21 protein-coding genes are annotated in these 16,597 nt (G+C 67.1%); 12 read left to right on the top strand and 9 right to left on the bottom strand.

The features are described 5' to 3' along the window. Positions 1–82 precede the first annotated feature (82 nt). Genes B5Y19_RS02390 through uvrC form a run of 5 tightly spaced genes read right to left on the bottom strand, consistent with a single transcriptional unit; the run spans position 83 to position 4,676 of the window. Entirely contained in the window at positions 83–1,153 is a 1,071-nt protein-coding gene (locus B5Y19_RS02390) for a DUF1176 domain-containing protein (RefSeq protein WP_176168540.1), read from the bottom strand. Beyond that, positions 1,122–1,586 (bottom strand): molybdenum cofactor biosynthesis protein MoaE, encoded by a 465-nt coding sequence (locus tag B5Y19_RS02385; RefSeq protein WP_079591039.1) that lies wholly within the window; start codon positions 1,584–1,586, stop codon positions 1,122–1,124. The genes B5Y19_RS02390 and B5Y19_RS02385 overlap by 32 nt, the downstream gene beginning before the upstream one ends. Before the next feature lie 7 nt (positions 1,587–1,593). Further along, positions 1,594–1,887: a molybdopterin converting factor subunit 1 gene (gene moaD, locus B5Y19_RS02380; protein ID WP_244555449.1), complete on the bottom strand. Its 294-nt coding sequence runs from the start codon at positions 1,885–1,887 to the stop codon at positions 1,594–1,596. Continuing rightward, complete coding sequence (gene pgsA / locus B5Y19_RS02375) at positions 1,884–2,504, bottom strand: CDP-diacylglycerol--glycerol-3-phosphate 3-phosphatidyltransferase (RefSeq protein ID WP_079591085.1); 621 nt, start codon at positions 2,502–2,504, stop codon at positions 1,884–1,886. The genes moaD and pgsA overlap by 4 nt, the downstream gene beginning before the upstream one ends. Before the next feature lie 57 nt (positions 2,505–2,561). After that, entirely contained in the window at positions 2,562–4,676 is a 2,115-nt protein-coding gene (uvrC, locus tag B5Y19_RS02370; RefSeq protein ID WP_079591084.1) for an excinuclease ABC subunit UvrC, read from the bottom strand. A 349-nt stretch (positions 4,677–5,025) separates the two neighbouring features. On the opposite strand from uvrC, the gene B5Y19_RS02365 reads away from it, so the two are divergent. From B5Y19_RS02365 to B5Y19_RS02355, 3 genes are all read left to right on the top strand, one after another. Further along, positions 5,026–5,235 carry a cold-shock protein gene (locus B5Y19_RS02365; protein WP_055727399.1) on the top strand — a complete coding sequence of 70 codons (210 nt, stop codon included), beginning with the start codon at positions 5,026–5,028 and terminating at the stop codon, positions 5,233–5,235. A gap of 134 nt (positions 5,236–5,369) precedes the next feature. Next, the gene (gene rpsU / locus B5Y19_RS02360; RefSeq protein WP_055727398.1) at positions 5,370–5,642 is read left to right on the top strand and encodes a 30S ribosomal protein S21; all 273 of its coding nucleotides are present in this window, start codon (positions 5,370–5,372) and stop codon (positions 5,640–5,642) included. Positions 5,643–5,695: 53 nt separating this feature from the next. Beyond that, a complete protein-coding gene (locus B5Y19_RS02355) occupies positions 5,696–5,956 on the top strand; it encodes a hypothetical protein (protein ID WP_055727397.1) in 261 nt (86 codons plus the stop codon). A gap of 86 nt (positions 5,957–6,042) precedes the next feature. Here the strand turns inward: B5Y19_RS02355 and B5Y19_RS02350 are convergent, their stop codons facing one another. Beyond that, entirely contained in the window at positions 6,043–6,387 is a 345-nt protein-coding gene (locus B5Y19_RS02350; protein ID WP_244555448.1) for a cupin domain-containing protein, read from the bottom strand. A 140-nt stretch (positions 6,388–6,527) separates the two neighbouring features. Between B5Y19_RS02350 and B5Y19_RS02345 the strand changes: the two genes are divergently transcribed. The 8 genes from B5Y19_RS02345 (at position 6,528) to B5Y19_RS02310 (ending at position 12,968) form a co-directional block, all read left to right on the top strand. Further along, entirely contained in the window at positions 6,528–7,058 is a 531-nt protein-coding gene (locus B5Y19_RS02345; protein WP_055727396.1) for a MarR family winged helix-turn-helix transcriptional regulator, read from the top strand. After that, positions 7,055–7,627, top strand: coding sequence for a chloramphenicol phosphotransferase CPT family protein (locus tag B5Y19_RS02340; protein ID WP_079591038.1), 573 nt, complete (start codon positions 7,055–7,057; stop codon positions 7,625–7,627). Before B5Y19_RS02345 ends, B5Y19_RS02340 begins: the two co-directional genes overlap by 4 nt. 150 nt (positions 7,628–7,777) lie before the next feature. Next, complete coding sequence (locus B5Y19_RS02335) at positions 7,778–8,797, top strand: NADPH-dependent curcumin/dihydrocurcumin reductase (RefSeq protein ID WP_055727394.1); 1,020 nt, start codon at positions 7,778–7,780, stop codon at positions 8,795–8,797. A gap of 241 nt (positions 8,798–9,038) precedes the next feature. Next, the gene (gene lgt / locus B5Y19_RS02330; RefSeq protein WP_055727393.1) at positions 9,039–9,893 is read left to right on the top strand and encodes a prolipoprotein diacylglyceryl transferase; all 855 of its coding nucleotides are present in this window, start codon (positions 9,039–9,041) and stop codon (positions 9,891–9,893) included. Continuing rightward, positions 9,890–10,975, top strand: a complete 1,086-nt coding sequence (locus B5Y19_RS02325) for a class I SAM-dependent methyltransferase (RefSeq protein WP_055727392.1) — start codon at positions 9,890–9,892, stop codon at positions 10,973–10,975. The genes lgt and B5Y19_RS02325 overlap by 4 nt, the downstream gene beginning before the upstream one ends. A gap of 48 nt (positions 10,976–11,023) precedes the next feature. Further along, a complete protein-coding gene (gene pgeF / locus B5Y19_RS02320; protein ID WP_055727391.1) occupies positions 11,024–11,788 on the top strand; it encodes a peptidoglycan editing factor PgeF in 765 nt (254 codons plus the stop codon). Positions 11,789–11,926: 138 nt separating this feature from the next. Next, positions 11,927–12,211 (top strand): hypothetical protein, encoded by a 285-nt coding sequence (locus tag B5Y19_RS02315; protein ID WP_055727410.1) that lies wholly within the window; start codon positions 11,927–11,929, stop codon positions 12,209–12,211. Between the two features lie 127 nt (positions 12,212–12,338). Then, positions 12,339–12,968, top strand: coding sequence for a 2-hydroxychromene-2-carboxylate isomerase (locus B5Y19_RS02310; RefSeq protein ID WP_055727390.1), 630 nt, complete (start codon positions 12,339–12,341; stop codon positions 12,966–12,968). Between the two features lie 3 nt (positions 12,969–12,971). On the opposite strand, the gene B5Y19_RS02305 is transcribed toward B5Y19_RS02310, so the two are convergent. After that, positions 12,972–13,718, bottom strand: coding sequence for an SDR family oxidoreductase (locus B5Y19_RS02305; RefSeq protein WP_055727389.1), 747 nt, complete (start codon positions 13,716–13,718; stop codon positions 12,972–12,974). Continuing rightward, positions 13,711–14,526 carry a glycosyltransferase family 2 protein gene (locus B5Y19_RS02300; RefSeq protein WP_055727409.1) on the bottom strand — a complete coding sequence of 272 codons (816 nt, stop codon included), beginning with the start codon at positions 14,524–14,526 and terminating at the stop codon, positions 13,711–13,713. Before B5Y19_RS02300 ends, B5Y19_RS02305 begins: the two co-directional genes overlap by 8 nt. A 372-nt stretch (positions 14,527–14,898) precedes the next feature. Between B5Y19_RS02300 and B5Y19_RS02295 the strand changes: the two genes are divergently transcribed. Then, positions 14,899–15,549 carry an outer membrane protein gene (locus tag B5Y19_RS02295; RefSeq protein ID WP_055727388.1) on the top strand — a complete coding sequence of 217 codons (651 nt, stop codon included), beginning with the start codon at positions 14,899–14,901 and terminating at the stop codon, positions 15,547–15,549. 414 nt (positions 15,550–15,963) lie between these two features. Here B5Y19_RS02295 and B5Y19_RS02290 read toward each other — a convergent pair whose 3' ends face one another. Continuing rightward, positions 15,964–16,566, bottom strand: coding sequence for a glutathione S-transferase (locus B5Y19_RS02290; RefSeq protein WP_055727387.1), 603 nt, complete (start codon positions 16,564–16,566; stop codon positions 15,964–15,966). Between the last annotated feature and the right edge of the window lie 31 nt (positions 16,567–16,597).

The following is a 16,597-nucleotide window of genomic DNA, read 5'->3' as shown; positions in this document are numbered from 1 at the left end:
CCAGCGCCGTCATGCCCGGGGCCTGACCAGGGCATCTCCCGCCGAATGGTCCGGGCCGGCGTTCGCGACGGCCCGGAAAGCTTCAACGGTTCGCGCTGCGATAGAGCGTGATCCAGTCCTCGGGCGAGATGCCGCGACACTCGCCCATCAGGCTGAATTCGGACTGGACGAAGCCGCTGCCGGTCCAGGCATAGCCGCCGGTTGCGCCGCAATCGCCCATGCCGCGGCCCTTGTCGGAAAAGGCGATATGCCCGGTGCGCGGATCGAAGCTCGCATTGGTCAGTTCGTTGCGGCCATCGGCGAAGCTCAGCGGCACCGCCTTGGCGGGCTCGTTCTCCGGCATGATGTAGAACGAGGACGACAGGTTGTAAGCGCCGCGCGAGCAGGAAAGCGCGACCAGCACGCGCTTGTTTCCGAGCGCCCAGGCCTCATCGTGTCCTGCGAGAGCGGTATCGTCCTCGCAGGAATCGGGGTCCTTCTTCTTCAATTCGGCACGCAGGCTGGCGGCCTGCCGCTTGCCCGTCTTCATATCGAGCATGGGCGGGGCCGGGACCGCTGCGACCACCGGCAGGGCCGGAGCCGGTGGCACGGCCGTATTCGTGCCCTTGCGGATGAGCGCCGTGGTCGTGCCGAGGCGCCCTTGTTGTTCGTCGATCCAGAGCATCGCCGCGATCGAACCGGCGAGCGAGACGCTGCCGGTCAGGCCGGATGTCGTCACGGTCAGTTTCGCCGCCTTGCGTGCGGCCTCGATCAGCGCGGCCGTATCCTCGGCCGAGAAGGTCAGCGTCGCCAGATCGGCTTCCGTGGTGACGGCGAGTGGCTTGCCGCCGGCGGGGAAGGCGGCGCCGTCGAGCTTGAGCTGGGCCGTCCGCGGCGGCGTCTTCCAGTCGCCGCGCAGCTTGAGCCGGAGGCTGGCCGCTCCGTCCGATCCGGCGGGGCGTTCGAGGCGCAGATAGGCGATCGGATCGGCTGCTTCGGCCGGCAGTGAGACGGCTGTACAGGTCTTGACGTTGTCGCAGCCGGCCATCCAGTCGCGAAAGACCTTCGGCTCCGGCACGGCGGCTGAGGCGAGTGTCGGGAGCATGGCGAAGCCGGCAGCGAATATCGCGCCCTTCAGGCTGTCAGGGTGCCGGTTCCCAGCGTTTCGCTGCATCGTCGTCATCCGTCTTGGCTTCGACCCAGCCACCGAGCGTGCCGTCGGAGCGATGCTCGCGTTTCCAGAACGGGGCGCGGGTCTTGAGGTAGTCCATCATGAAGTCGGCCGCCTCGAAGGCGGCGCGACGATGGGCGGAAGCCGCCAGCACGAGCACGATCTGCTCGCCCGGCCGGATCGGCCCGTAACGGTGGACGGCGACGAGGCCCATCAGCGGCCAGCGCGCGGCGGCTTCCGCGGCGACGCGGCCGATCTCGGCCTCGGCCATGCCGGGGTAATGCTCCAGCTCGAGCGCGCTCAGCCTGCCCTGCTCGTCCCGGCAAAGCCCGATGAAGGACACCACCGCGCCGATATCGGCGCGCCCGGCACTGAGCGCGGCGATCTCGGCCGAGAGATCGAAATCCTCGCGCTGGATGCGGATGACGGGGATCATGACGGCCTCAGCCGCCGGTCATCGGCGGGAAGAAGGCGATCTCGCGGGCGTTGCCGAGCGGGCTCTGCGGCTTGGCATGGTGCTGGTCGAGCGCGACTCGCACCAGCGTCTCCCGGGCGAAGGCCGCCTCGTAATTCTCGCCGCGCGCCTTCAGCCAGCGCACGAGGTCGACCACCGTGGCGAGATCCGCGGGGATGTCGAGTGTTTCCTCGGGCAGCCCGACGCGCTCCCGCACCCAGGCGAAATAGACCAGCCTGACGGTGCGGGTGGCGGAGGTTGCCATGGGCGAAACGGCGTTCATGGCATGCGCTCGTCTTCTTCAACCAGATGACGGATGCCGGCGTTGAAATAATCCCAGCCGGTATAGATCGTCAGCCCGGCCGCGGCCCAGAGCAGGATGATGCCGAGCTGGGTGTTGCCGGGCAGGACCTTGTCCCCGGCCGGGCCGGCGATGAGGAAGCCGAGCGCGAAGAGCTGCGCCGTCGTCTTCCATTTCGCGACCTTGCTGACGGGGACGCTGACCTTGAGCTCGGCCAGGAATTCGCGCAGGCCCGAGACCAGGATCTCGCGGCAGAGGATGACGATCGCGGCCCAGAGCGTCCAGCCATAGATCGTGCCGTCCGCCACCAGCATCAGCAGCAGCGCGGCGACGAGCAGCTTGTCGGCGATCGGGTCGAGCATGCGGCCGATCGCCGATTGCTGGCTCCATGCCCGGGCGATCCAGCCGTCGAGATAGTCGGTGATGGCGGCGAGCGTATAGATCGCCAGCGCCATCCAGCGCATCCAGTCGTCGCGCGGCCAGAACAGGATAGCCACCAGGGCTGGGATCGCCAGGATCCGCCCGTAGGTGAGGAGGTTGGGCAGCGACCACGGGCCGCGCCGCCTGATGGCGTCAGGAAGAATCGTCACGTCGAGCACCAAAGCAATCCGGCCGTCGCAGCGTCAACACGCAAGACCGTGAATGTGGCAGAACTATCAGGCATCGTGAAAGAAATCATGGACGGCCTTGGCGGTCGCCGCATTTACGCCGGGCGTGCGCATCAGATCGTCGAGCTTGGCGCGCTGGATCGCCTTTACTGTGCCGAAATGCAACAGCAGCGCCCGCTTGCGCGAGGGCCCGATGCCGGGGATCTCGTCGAGCGGGTTCTTCATCGTCTCGCGCTTGCGCTTGGCGCGGTGGGTGCCGATGGCGAAACGGTGCGCCTCGTCGCGCAGGCGTTGGATGAAATAGAGCGCCGGGTCGCGCGGCTGCAGCTTGAAGGGCTCGCGGCCGGCCATGTGGAAGGTCTCGCGCATGGCGTTGCGATCCTCCCCCTTGGCGATGGCGACGAGCGGGATGTCGGCTGCACCAAGCTCCTTCATAATCTTGAGCGCGGCGGTGAACTGGCCCTTGCCGCCGTCGACGATGACGAGGTCGGGGCGGGAGGGGAAGCCGTCCTCGTCCCGGCGCGGCTTCGGCGCCTTGCGGGGCTTCTTCTGCGCGCCCTCATCCTGGGGAACACCGTCAGGCGCGCCTTGAAGGATGATCGTCGAGGCTCCGTCGCTCTCTGGAGCATCCTTCGAGACGGCCGCATCCGCGGCCTCCTCAGGATGAGAGCCGAGGGCAATGCCGCTCTCCTTCGCCAACCGCGCGAACCTGCGCGTCAGCACCTCTCGCATCATGCCGAAATCGTCGCCGGCGATGGTGTCGGTCGAGATGTTGAAGGTGCGGTACTGGTTCTTCACGAAGCCGTCCGGCCCGGCGACGATCATGCCGCCGACGGCGTTCGTGCCCATGATGTGGGAGTTGTCATAGACCTCGACGCGGCGCGGCGCGGTCTCCATGCCGAAGGCGGCGCCGAGCGCGGCGAGCAGAGCGCTCTGCCCGGCATTGTCGGCGAGCTTGCGGGAGAGCGCCTCGCGGGCGTTCTTGACCGCATGGGCCATCAGGTCGGCGCGCTCGCCGCGCTTGGGATGGGCGACCTCGACCTTGCGGCCGGCTCGCGCCGACAGCGCCTGGCCGATCAGCTCGATCTCCTCGACCGGGTGCGAGAGCAGCACGAGCCGCGGCGGGGGCTTGTCGTCGTAGAACTGGGCGACGACGGAGGCCAGCACTTCGGCCGGGGTCAGCGAGCGGTCGGCGCGCGGGAAGAGGGCGCGGTTGCCCCAGTTCTGGTGATTGCGGAAGAAGAAGATCTCGACGCAGAACTGCCCGGCCTGTTCGTCGATGGCGAAGACGTCGGCCTCCTCCACCCCTTGCGTGTTGATGTCCTGCCCGGCCTGCACCGCGGAGAGTGCGGCGAGGCGGTCGCGGTAGCGGGCGGCCTTCTCGAATTCGAGCTCTTCGGCGGCGGCCTGCATGCGCGCCGAAAGCAGCTGCTTCACCGCAGAGGAGCGGCCGGAGAGGAAGTCCCGCGCCTGGCCGGCCAGCGCCTGGTAGTCCGGGATGGAGATCTCGCCGGTGCAGGGGCCGGCGCAGCGCTTGATCTGGAAGAGCAGGCAGGGGCGCGTGCGGTTCTCGTAGAAGGAATCCGAGCAGGTGCGGATCAGGAAGGCCTTCTGCAGCGCGTCGATGGTGCGCTTCACCGCCCAGACCGAGGCGAAGGGGCCGAAATAGTCGCCCTTGCGATGGCGCGAGCCGCGATGCTTGAGGATCGCTGGGGCGTCATGGTCGCCGGTCAGCAGGATATAGGGGAACGACTTGTCGTCGCGCAGCAGCACGTTGTAGCGCGGCCGGAGCTGCTTGATCAGGTTCGACTCGAGCAGCAGCGCCTCGGTCTCGGTGCCGGTGGTGACGAACTCCATATTCGCCGTCTCGGCGATCATGCGGGCGACGGCGTTGGTGTGCGCCATGCCGCGGGCATAGGCGGTGACGCGGTTCTTCAGGCTCTTGGCCTTGCCGACATAGAGCACCTCGCCGGCACGGTCGAACATCCGGTAGACGCCGGGCTTGTTCGGCAGGTGCCTGGCGAATTGCTGGATGACCTCGATGCCGGCCTTGAGCGCGCCGGGCGCAGCCTCGCCGAGGTCGAGCGCCGGCTCGGCGGGGAGGGTGTCCTCCTCGTCCTCGAACTCGTCCTGAGGCAGATCGTCCTGACGTTCGCGATTCATGGGCTTCATGTAGGATGCCGGAACGGCTTCGTCATGTCAGGAGCGCGCAGCCATTGCGCAGCGCCCGACGGCGCCTTTCGATGACGCCGATGCCGGGCAAAATTGACGATCGTTCTTCAGCGTTGTTTCTCGTATTTGGCGCAGCGCGTTCTCGTTTTCCTGCCGCCGTCTCTCTGATGTCGATTTGACATCGCGGCGATCATCCCCTATTTATTAACTTCGATTTAGGCCTGATGACTTGGCCATTCGCGCCATGAGAGCGCGACATGCTGACGATTTCTCCCTTTGATCGAAGTCGCTGTCGCGTGTTTTCATGCGGCCTGAATATGCATGTCTGCGGGAGGAGTCGATGGCTTCTGGTTCTGTCAAATGGTTCAACGCCACCAAGGGGTTTGGCTTCATTCAGCCTGACGATGGCGGGCAGGACGTGTTCGTCCACATCAGCGCAGTCGAGCGCGCCGGCCTGCGCGATCTGCGCGAAGGCCAGAAGATTTCGTACGAGATCGTGCAGGACAAGCGGTCCGGCAAGAGCTCGGCCGACAATCTGCGGGCGGAATAACCGCTGTAGGAGCGGACAACCGCGATTTGCGGCGACCACGGATGTACTGGCGCTGCGGCGCAGGGTTCGCACCAGCGGTGAGAAGGGTCGGGACCAGAAAGCCCGACCCTTTATGTTTTCTGGAAAGGATAACCATGCAAGTTCTCGTTCGGGACAATAATGTCGAGCAGGCGCTCCGCGTTCTGAAGAAGAAGCTGCAGCGCGAAGGCGTGTTTCGCGAGATGAAGCAGCGACGCGCCTACGAGAAGCCGTCCGAACGACGTGCGCGGGAGAAGGGCGAGGCCGTCCGCCGCGCCAGGAAAGCCGCGCGCAAGCAGGCGCAGCGCGAGGGCTTGCTGCCGGCGCCGAAGCGCAAGGTTCCTGCCGGCAAGGCCCGGAGCGCCGCGCCCCGCCCGGCTTCTGTCTGAGGCCGCGGCGACCCGCTTTACCCGTCGAGGAGGAGTTTCAAAGGAGTTTTGCCATGTCGAGCCGCAACATGAAGCTGGACGAGATCGAGGCGCGGGTACAGGCGGCTTTCGAGACCACCGAGCAACGCAAGAGGGATGCTCTCCTCGCGTGGCAGGCGCTCGACGACCAAGCCAACCAGACGCGCCTCAAGACCGAGCGGCTGAGAGCCTTGCGGCTCGCGAGGGAAGCCGAGGAAGCTGCCGCCAAGGCGAGCGCTGCCCGCAGCGCCGCAGCGGCAAAGCGCCCGCGCCGGGTCGCAGCCAAGGCGCCCTGATCCTTCTCACTTGACGCATTCAGCGACGGGCGGCCATCGACGATGGCCGCCCGTCGTCATTTCCTTCCGGCATCGTCATGCCGCGCTCAGGCCGCGACGCCGTCCTCGACCCAGTCCTGTACAATCGCGCCATTGGCGTGGATGCAGATCAGTTCCAGCCGCCCGGGACCGATATTGACGAATTTGTGCGGGATTCCCGCCGGGCCGACCACGATCGCGCCGGCGCCCGCCCGCAGCTTCTCGCCGCCCACCGTGAACTCCGCTTCGCCGGAACGGACGACCCAGGTCTCCGAATAGGGATGGACGTGCAGGCCCGGCCCCTGTCCCGGCTCGTTGTCGACCAGGAAGAACGAGACCTGCGAGCCATAACCGCCGCCCTCGAACCTAGCCGTCCGGCTCGCGCCGCTGCGCAGGATGCTGCTGTCGATCATCGCCGGCATCGTCATTTTCGGCCCCTTGGATTTATCTTCTCGTCGAGATAGTTTCGCCAAGAGATATCTTTGTGTCAAGATATCTCTTGGCGGCGAGCCGCGGCCGGGGCAGAGACGGGCGCGGAAGGCTTCGAGACCCGATGAGCAGAACGGACCATGTCGAGCGCCTGCGGGCGCAATGGGCGCGCGAGCTGCCCGATCTCGATACGACGCCGATGGCGATCCTCGGCCGTGCCTATCGCCTGTCAAATCTGGTCAGGCCGAGCATCGAGGCGAATTTCGCCAGCTTCGGGTTGGATCGCGGCGAGTTCGACGTGATCAGCACCCTGCGCCGTAGCGGCCCGCCCTATCGCCTGACGCCGACGGATCTCTATCGCTCGCTGATGATCAGCTCCGGCGGCCTGACCCATCGGCTGGTTCGGCTGGAGAAGGCCGGGCTGGTGCGGCGGGAAAAGTCGGCCGAGGACGGCCGCAGCCTCCTCGTCGTGCTGACAGAGGAAGGCGTGCGGCGCACCGAAGCGGCCTTCCGGGCCGACATGGCGAGCGAGAGCCGCTTCCTTGCCGCGCTCGATCCCAGGAAGAGCGCGGCGCTCGCCGGGCTGCTGAGGGAGCTGCTGTCCGAGCTCGAAAGCGAAGCCTCCATCGCGGCCGAGGGCGGGCAGCAGCCATGACGTCCGTCACGGCGGGCCGGATCATCCTGCTGAACGGCGCGTCGAGCAGCGGAAAGTCCTCGCTGGCGCGTGCCCTGCAGGGCCGGATCGAGACGCCCTTCTGGCACATCTCGATCGACCATCTCAGGGATTCCGGGGTGCTGCCGACGGCGCGGATCCGCAGCGGCGAGTTCGACTGGCGCAGCATGCGGGAGGCGTTCTTCCTCGGCTTCGAGCGTTCGCTGCTCGCCTATGTCGAGGCTGGTAACGACCTGATCGTCGAGCACATCATGGAGAGCGAGGACTGGCTGCTTCGGCTCGCCGACACGCTCTCGGGACAGGACGTGTTCTTCGTCGGCGTGCATTGCGCGCTCGACGAGCTGGAGCGCCGCGAGCTGGCGCGGGGCGACCGGCCGGTCGGCGATGCGAGGCGCGACTTCCATCGCATCCACGCCTACTGCCTCTACGATCTCGATGTGGACGGAATGCTCGACGCGCAGGCCAATGCCGATTTGGTGATCGGCGCCTGGCGGAGTCGTTCGTGGCCCCTGGCCTTCGAGCGCTTGCGTGCGCGCCGGGATCTCGGCTGACCAACACTCGAACGCAGGCGTTCCGCTATGCCGGAGCTGCCTTCCGCCTCCCTACCGGAACGCAGATCGAAGCGGCTACACAACAGGCAGGGGCGAGCCAATATGGGAAAGACACGCCCATACCGCACCATTCACCGAGGATCGAAACCCATGTCCCAGTCCGACAGCGTTCGCATCGTTCTCGCCTCCCGTCCGGAAGGGCGACCCAGCCCGCAGAATTTCCGGCAGGAACGCGCCGCCCTCCCGGCGATCGCCGAAGGGCAGGTGCTGCTCAAGATCCTCTATCTTTCGCTCGATCCCTATATGCGCGGGCGGATGAGCGCGGCGAAATCCTATGCCGCCCCGACCGAGATCGGCCAGGTGATGGAGGGCGGCACGGTCGCCGAGGTGCTCGAAAGCCGCGATCCCGCCTTCAAGCCGGGCGACCTGGTGCTGTCCTATTCCGGCTGGCAGTCGCATGCGGTGGCGGAGGGCGCGCAGCTGCGCAAGCTCGATCCGAAGAGCGCGCCGGTGACGACGGCGCTCGGCGTGCTCGGCATGCCCGGCTTCACCGCCTATGCCGGACTGCTCACCATCGGCCAGCCGAAGCCGGGCGAGACGGTGGTGGTCGCGGCGGCGAGCGGGCCGGTCGGCTCGGCGGTCGGGCAGATCGCGCGGATCAAGGGTGCGCGGGCGGTCGGCATTGCCGGCGGGCCCGAGAAATGCGCCTTCGTACGTGACACCTTCGGCTTCGATGCGGTGATCGACCATCGCGACCCCGACATGGCCGGAAAGCTCGCCGCCGCCTGCCCGAGCGGCATCGACGTCTATTTCGAGAATGTCGGCGGCCATGTCTGGGACGCCGTCTTCCCGCTGCTCAACACCTTCGCGCGTATCCCGGTCTGCGGCCTCGTCGCCCAATACAACGCGACCGGGGATTTCCCGGGGCCGGACCGGCTGCCGGTGCTGATGCGCCAGGTCCTGTCCAAGAGCCTGACCATCCGCGGCTTCATCCAGCGCGAATTCGTCGCAGCCCAGGGACCGTCCTTCCGCGAGGAGATGGCGCGCTGGATCGCGGACGGCGCCGTCAAATACAAGGAAGACGTCGTCGCGGGGCTGGAGAACGCGCCGGAGGCCTTCATCGGCCTGCTCGAAGGCAAGAATTTCGGCAAGCTGATCGTCAAGCTCTGAGCGCCCGATCCAAACCTGAGCCCTCATCCTGAGGAGGCATTCCTTCGGGAATGGCGTCTCGAAGGATATTTCAGGAGGCTCAGCAGCGATCTGGAGCATCCTTCGAGACGCCGCTGCGCGGCGCCTCAGGATGAGGGCTTGGAGTTTGCTCTCTGAGACAGGCTGCCACGGGCCAGCCTTTTTCCTTGACCATGCAGCGGGCGCACGGCCATCACCATGCGCCCGCCGCCGGATATCACTCATGCCCGTCTTCGCCATTCCCTTCCCGATGATCGACCCCGTCGCGGTCCAGATCGGGCCGCTCGCGATCAAATGGTACGGGCTGGCCTATGTCGTCGGCCTCCTCGGCGGCTGGTGGTATGCGCGGCGCCTCGTCGCTTCCGACGGACTCTGGGGCGGGCGGGCGCGGCCGCAGCCGGTCGAGCTCGACGACATGCTGCTCTTCGTGGCGTTCGGCGTGGTGCTCGGCGGGCGGATCGGCTTCGTGCTGTTCTACGACCTGCCGCGCTATCTCGAGCGGCCGCAGGACATCTTCGCGATCTGGCAGGGCGGCATGTCCTTCCATGGCGGGCTGATCGGTGCGACGCTGGGCTTGTGGCTCTTCGCCAGGCGGCGCGGCTATCCGGCGCTGTCGGTGTTCGATCTGGCGGCGGCGGTCGTGCCGATCGGCCTCCTCCTCGGCCGCATCGCGAATTTCATCAATGGCGAGCTCTGGGGCCGCCCGGCGCCGGACTTTCCCTATGCGATGGTCTTCCCGAATGGCGGGCCGGTGCCGCGCCATCCGAGCCAGCTCTACGAAGCGCTGAGCGAAGGCCTGCTGCTCTTCATCGTGGTGAACCTCGTCGTGCGCTTGGGCGGCTTCCGGCGACCCGGCCTCGTCGCCGGCATCTTCGGCATGGGCTATGCGATCGCCCGCATCGTCAGCGAGTTCTTCCGCGAGCCCGATCCGCAGCTCGGCTTCCTGTTCGGCACCTCCGTGGATGCGCTTTCGGGTGGCATCACCATGGGCATGCTGCTGTCGCTGCCCGTGTTCTTCGCCGGGCTCTGGCTCGTGCTGCGCAGCAGGAAGGCGGAGCCGGGCGAGGTGCGTGCGTGAGCAGCCTCAAGGCCGAGATCGTCGAGCTGATCCGGCAGGAGGGGCCGATCGGCATCGGCCGGTACATGGCGCTGGCGCTCGGCCATCCGCGCCAGGGCTACTACATGAAGCGTGACCCCTTCGGGCGCGACGGCGATTTCACCACGGCGCCCGAGATCAGCCAGATGTTCGGCGAGCTGATCGGGCTGTGGGCCGCGCATCTCTGGCAGGCGATGGGTGCGCCGGCGCGGCTGCGCCTCGTCGAGCTCGGGCCGGGCCGCGGCACGCTGATGGCGGACATGCTGCGGGCGGCGCGGATCGTGCCCGGCTTCCGCGAAGCGGTCTCGGTCCATCTCGTCGAAACCAGTCCGACCCTGCGCGAGCGCCAGGCCGCGACGCTGGCCGGGAACGCCCCCGCTTGGCATGACAGCGTCGGACAGGCGCTGTCCGGGCCGGTGATCCTGGTCGCCAACGAATTTCTCGATGCGCTGCCGCTAGACCAGTTCGTGATGACTCCGGATGGCTGGCGCGAGAGGCTGGTAGGGCTGGATGCGGCGAGCGAGCTCGCCTTCGGGCTCGCTGCCGGGACGGAGGCGTCCCTCGACGTCGCCGCGCCGGCCGGGGCCACCTTCGAGCAGCCGACCATCGCGCTCGACATCGTCGGGCAGGTCGCCGGGCATGTCGCGGCCGCGGGCGGTGCGGCGCTCTTCATAGATTACGGCTCGACGCGCTCCGGCTTCGGCGACACCCTGCAGGCGATGAAGCGACACGCCTTCGTCGATCCGCTGGCCGAGCCGGGCGAGGCCGACCTCACCGTGCATGTCGATTTCGAGCGGATGGGGCAGGGGGCGCTCGAGGCTGGCGCGGCACTGCATGGCCCCGCGAGCCAACGCGATTTCCTGCTGGCCCTGGGCCTGGCGCAGCGTGCGCAGGCGCTGTCGCTCAAGGCCGATGCGGCCCAGCGCGGAGCCATCTCCGCGGCCTTCGACCGGCTGACGCAGACGGGTGAAACGGGCATGGGCGATTTGTTCAAGGTTTTGGCGCTATCCCATCCCGGCCTGCCGCCCTTGCCCGGATTTGCCCTTCATCGGCTGCCAGAATAGGGCTGATTTCAGCGAGCCGCCGCGGCTTGCGCAAACCGGACCGCGCCCATGTTCATCACCGCCCGCGAACTCGCCGGAGAGCCCGGCATCCGCCACGCCTTCTTCACGCGCGAGGGCGGCGCCTCGCGCGGCATCTACGCCTCGCTGAACGGGGGGCTGGGCTCGTCCGACGATCCGGCCGCGATCGTCGAGAACCGGGCGCGGATGGCGCGGCATCTCGAAGTCGAGCCGGCCAAGCTGGTCAGCCTCTACCAGGTGCATTCGGCCGATGTCGAAGTCGTCACCGGCCCGTGGACCGGCGAGCGGCCGAAGGCCGACGCCATGGTGACGACGGCGCCGCATGTGGCGCTCGGCATCTCCACCGCCGATTGCGGCCCCATCCTCTTCGCCGACAGCGAGGCGCGCGTGATCGGCGGTGCTCATGCCGGCTGGAAGGGCGCCTTCACCGGCATCGTCGGCGCGACCGTGACCGCGATGGAGAAGCTCGGCGCCCGGCGCGAGCGGATCACCGCCGTGCTCGGGCCCACCATCAGCGCCAGGGCCTACGAGGTCGGGCCGGAGTTCATCGAGCGCTTCAAGGCGGAGAACCGGACCTATTCGCGCTTCTTCACACCATCCGAGCGGGCGGCGCATGCGATGTTCGACCTGCCGGCCTTCATCGGGCTCAAGGCGCAGGAGGCGGGGATCGGCCGATTCGTCGATCTGGGGCTGTGCACCTATGGCGACGAGCAGCGCTTCTTCAGCTATCGGCGCGCGACGCATCGCAGCGAGCCCGATTATGGGCGTTTGATCTCGGCGATCGCGCTCGTTTGAGCCGATTGCGGTTGATAGAGCCAAATCCCCGCTTGCCGCCCCGGTAGAGCCGCAGCATCGTCGCTGTGCGGCTTGGGGACGCATCGCCCTCGAGCCACGCATGTTCTTCGGGCGATGCATCCAGATGCGGGGGCCGAGATGGAACAGATCCTGATGAATCTGATCGCGGGTGCGATCGGTGGCAACGCGGCCGGCAAGGCCAGTCCCAGCTTCGATCTCGGGACATTAGGCAACACGATTTCCGGTTTGGTCGGTGGTGGCGTTCTCGGCCAGCTCATCCCGCTTCTGCTGCCGGCGATCAGCGCGGCGGCGCAGGGCGGCAATCTCAGCATCGGCGGCATCCTGACCAACCTGATCGCAGGCGGCGCGGGCGGCGCCGTCCTGACCGCGATCATCGGCGCGCTGAAGAACAAGGCTGCCTGAGCGGCGGCGACATCTTGCGGTAGCCCGGCCAAGGCGGCCGGGCTACGTTCGATCTTCGGCCGGCGCCTCGTGCAGATGGTTCGCGCGGCGGCGATGTCGTGCGGTCGAAGAAGTTTGAGAGGCCGCCTTGTCCCGTTCGATCACCTATTATTTCTCGTTGCATTCGCCGTGGACCTATCTCGGCAACGCCGTCTTCCATGATATCGCGCGCCGGCATGGCTGCGCGATCGACTACCGGCCGATGCCTTTGCGCTCGGTGTTCGACGAGACAGGCGGATTGCCTTTGCCCAAACGGCATCCGGTGCGGCAGCGCTACAGGCTCGTCGATCTGCAGCGCTGGCGCGAGCGGCGCGGCCTGCCGCTCGTGCTCCAGCCGAAGCATTTTCCCTTCGACGCGTCCCAGGCCGACCGGATGGCGATCGCGATTCTGGAAGCCGGTCACGATCCTTCGGCTTTCATCGGCGACGTCATGGCCGGGGTCTGGGCGCGCAACGAAGACATGACCCGGCCCGAGGCGCTCCTGGCCTGCGCCGATCGCGCCGGGCTCGATGGGCCGATGCTGCTCGCCGCTACCGAAAGCCCGGTGGTGAGGCTGCGCTATGAGGATGCGCTGGGCCAGGCCGTCGAGGCCGGCGTCTTCGGCGCGCCGAGCTATGTGCTCGATGGCGAGGTGTTCTGGGGGCAGGACCGGCTCGAGTTGCTCGATTCGGCGCTGGCGAGCGGGCGTTCTCCCTATCGGCCGGAGGATGCCCTCTGAAAATCAGCCGATGATGTCCGGCGTGCGCCAGCCGAGGTGCTGGCCGGCATCGACGGCGATCATCTGGCCGGTGACCGAGCGCGCCTGTGCCAGGTAGAGCACCGCTTCGGCGATTTCCGCAGGGTCGATCCTGTGGCCGAGCAGGGTGCCGGCGGCTTCGCGCTCCACCCCGCCGATACCGTCATGGGGGTTGGGGAAAGTCGGGCCGGGGCCTACCGCGTTGACGCGGATCCGCGGCGCGAGCGCCTGCGCCAGCGTCCGGGTCGCGGTGAGAAGCGCGGCCTTGGTCAGGGTGTAGGAGTAATATTGCGGAGTCAGCTTCCAGACGCGCTGGTCGACGATGTTGACGACCGCGCCGGCGGCGCCGTCCGGCAGGCGCTCGGCAAAGGCTCCGATCAGCAACGAGGGCGCGCGCAGGTTGATCGCGAACTGGCGGTCCCAATTCGCGATGTCGAGCGAGCGCACGTCATCCGGGACGAAGCTCGCAGCGTTGTTGATCAGCAGCGTGACCGGGCCGAGGGCCTTCTCGGCGGCTGGAATCAGGGCGGTCGTCGCCTGTGCGTCGGCGAGATCGGCCTCGAGCGTACAGCAGGCGGTGCCCGCTTCGCGGAGCGTCGTGGCCAGCGCCTTCGCTTCGTCATGGCTGTCGCCATGATGGATGGCGACGGCATAGCCCGCCAGTGCCAGGCGCTCGACGATCGCGCGGCCGATTCGCCGGGCGCCGCCCGTGACGAGCGCGACCTCAGCCATCGGAGGCCCCGGGTCGTGCCGCCGTCGCGTCGTCCGGCTGGGCGGCCCGCCGCTGCAGGCGGCGCTCCCAATGCTTGGCGACCCGCAGATAGCGGTAGAAGGCGTAGTTCATCGCCGTCATGAAGCCGTAGGCGCCGCGCAGCGCATGACGGCGGCCGATATAGGCCTTGAAGAAATTGGCCGGGAACTCGGCGACGAGCCGGAAGGCGGAGAGCGTCTCGCCACGGGCGTCGAGATCGTCGGCCTGCGCATCGCTATAGGCGTTGAGCTTTTCCATCTGCTCGCCGAGCGAGCGGACGGAGAAGTGGTGGATCGTCCCCTTGAGTCGCCCGACCTTGGCGCCGGGCAGGAGCTCGACGCGATCATGCACCGGGGAGGGCGAGTAGCGCCCCCAGCTCTTGCGGTAGAGCCGCACGGGCGCGAGCGCATAGGCGAAGCGGTGTGGGGCGCGCTCGCCGGGGAAGATCTCGGCGATTCGGATCCGGTAGGCATCGGCAGAGGGCTGGCCGCCGGTGAAGAGCCCGGCGATCTCGTCGGCGAGATCGGGGGGCAGCACCTCGTCGGCATCGAGGTTGAGAAGCCAATCATGGCGGCATTGTTCTTCGGCGAAGCGCTTCTGCAGGCCGTAGCCGGGCCAGGGATGATGAATCACGCGGGCGCCGAGCGCCTCGGCCACGGCCTGCGTGCCGTCGGAGGAGCCGGAATCGACGACGACGATATCGTCGCTGAGTGCGCGGGCGGCCTCGATCGTCCGGCCGATGCGGTCTGCTTCATTCTGCGCGATGATGAAGATCGAGAGAGGCGGCACGGTTTCGTTCAATCCTTGTGAATTCAAGGCTTAAGCATGCCTGCACCGGAGCGGCAAGGCGGAGCGGGACGTAGCTGCGCGCCGGCGGAACCTTCGGAATTATGCTGCGTTTGTAGCCCGGGCCCGGCGCGAGAGTACAGCGCGAGGCTTGCCTCTATTAGTATTCGATTTACCATCATCATCGGACGCGATACGGTTAACTCGGTTTTACCTCTTTGCGTGCAGTTATCGCATTCGCGCCGCATTTCTGCCGCGGTCTGCAAGGCAGATGTGTTTCCGGTGCAACAGACAAAGTCATCGCCCCGTCTTATAAGGGGATATCGAAATCAACTGCCGGGTCGACCGGCGCCCGCGACGACTAAGGAGTTTGTCATGAAGAAGTATCTGCTTGCGAGCGTTGCCGCGCTCGGGATTGTCGCCGCTGGCGCTGCCTCGGCTGCCGACCTGCCGTCCCGCAAGGGCCCGATCGCCGCTCCGGTCTACATGCCGCCGGCGTTCACCTGGACCGGCTTCTACATCGGTGCCAACGCCGGCTACGGCTGGGGTAACGTCAATGCCAACGGCTGGGCCAATGTCGGCGATCTCGACGGCTTCGTCGGCGGTGGCCAGATCGGCTACAACTACCAGATCGGCCAGTTCGTCCTCGGTCTCGAGGCTGACCTCCAGGCTGCCGACCTGAGCAGCGGCGACAACCTCGGCCTCATCGGCGTCAAGACCGACTACTTCGGTACGGTCCGTGCTCGCCTCGGCTTCGCCGTTGACCGCTTCATGCCCTACATCACCGGTGGTTGGGCCTACGGCAACGTGAAGACCTCGATCCCGTCCGTCGCCTTCTCGTCGGATCGTTCGCACACCGGCGGCTACGCTGTCGGCGCGGGCCTCGAGTACGCCTTCACCAACAACATCATCGCTGGCGTCGAGTACCTCTACGTCGACCTCGGCGAGAAGAACATCCTCGGTGCGAACACCAAGGTCGGCACCGACTTCTCGGTCGTCCGCGCTCGCCTGAGCTACAAGTTCTGATCATCTCCTCACGGAGACAGAGCGACCCGGTGGCCTCGGCCACCGGGTTTTTTCATGCTGCCATGCCATTGCCGGCCGGTCGCTCCCTCGATCGCTGCGGAAGCCGGTGGCCGCGACGGGAGCCATGCTTGAATTCGGGCAGGAGCGTTACCGGGGACCCCGGTGCAAGCCCGGGTTTCAAAGCGGGCGCTGCGACGCGCCCTAGATCGCCGCGTCCCTTCGGATGCGATAACGCGACCTATGCATTTGTTATCGCATCGGATTCTTCCGAAAAGTGGATTCCACTGTTCGGTCCGACGCTATCGCCAAATCGGGCTGTCAAAAAAAACAGGGCGCCACAGGGGCGCCCTTCTTGAAATGAGTCGGCATTTGCCGGCTCCGGAGGCGAGGTTGTCGATTACCGGCGAAGCGGCTTCAGCCTTTGAAGCGCGTCGCCTCGAAGGCGGGGACGCGAGCCGCGAAATCATCGAGCCAGGCGACGAGCTTGGGATGCGTGGCGCGCCATGCGCCTCCGAAGCGCAAATCGAGATAGCCTAGCGTGCAGGCGAGCGCGATCTCGCCGATTCGTGGGTGGCTCGGGAAGAGGGGTGGGGCGGCTTCCAGCGCCGCGAGCCCGCGCGAGACCTTGCCGCCCTGATGTGTCAGCCAGTCGGCATTGCGCCCGTCCTCCGGGCGGAAACGCGCCTCGTAGACCTGCAGCAGCGCGGCATCGCAAACGCCGTCGGCCAGCGCCTGCAGGCGCAGCTGGGCGAAGCGGGGCTGTCCCGGCAGGAGCAGCTTTCCGCCGGCGAGATGGTCGAGATACTCGACGATGACGCGCGAATCGAACAGCGTCGTCCCGTCCTCGAGCACCAGGGTCGGGATCTTGCCGAGCGGGTTCTGCTGACGCAGCACCTCGGAGGGGTCGCTGGTGTCGGCCGCGACCACCTCGATGCGATCCATCAGGCCCAGCTCGATGGCCGCGATCTTGACCTTCCGGCCGAAGGGAGAAGCGGGAGAGGAACGCAGGACGAGCATCGGGCGAAATCCCTGTGAAGGAGAGGCGGTG

It is taken from the genome of Allobosea thiooxidans (assembly GCF_900168195.1).
Classification (GTDB): domain Bacteria; phylum Pseudomonadota; class Alphaproteobacteria; order Rhizobiales; family Beijerinckiaceae; genus Allobosea; species Allobosea thiooxidans.
The sequence above is the reverse complement of the archived record's forward strand: the minus strand, read 5'-3'. Positions and strand labels throughout refer to the sequence as shown.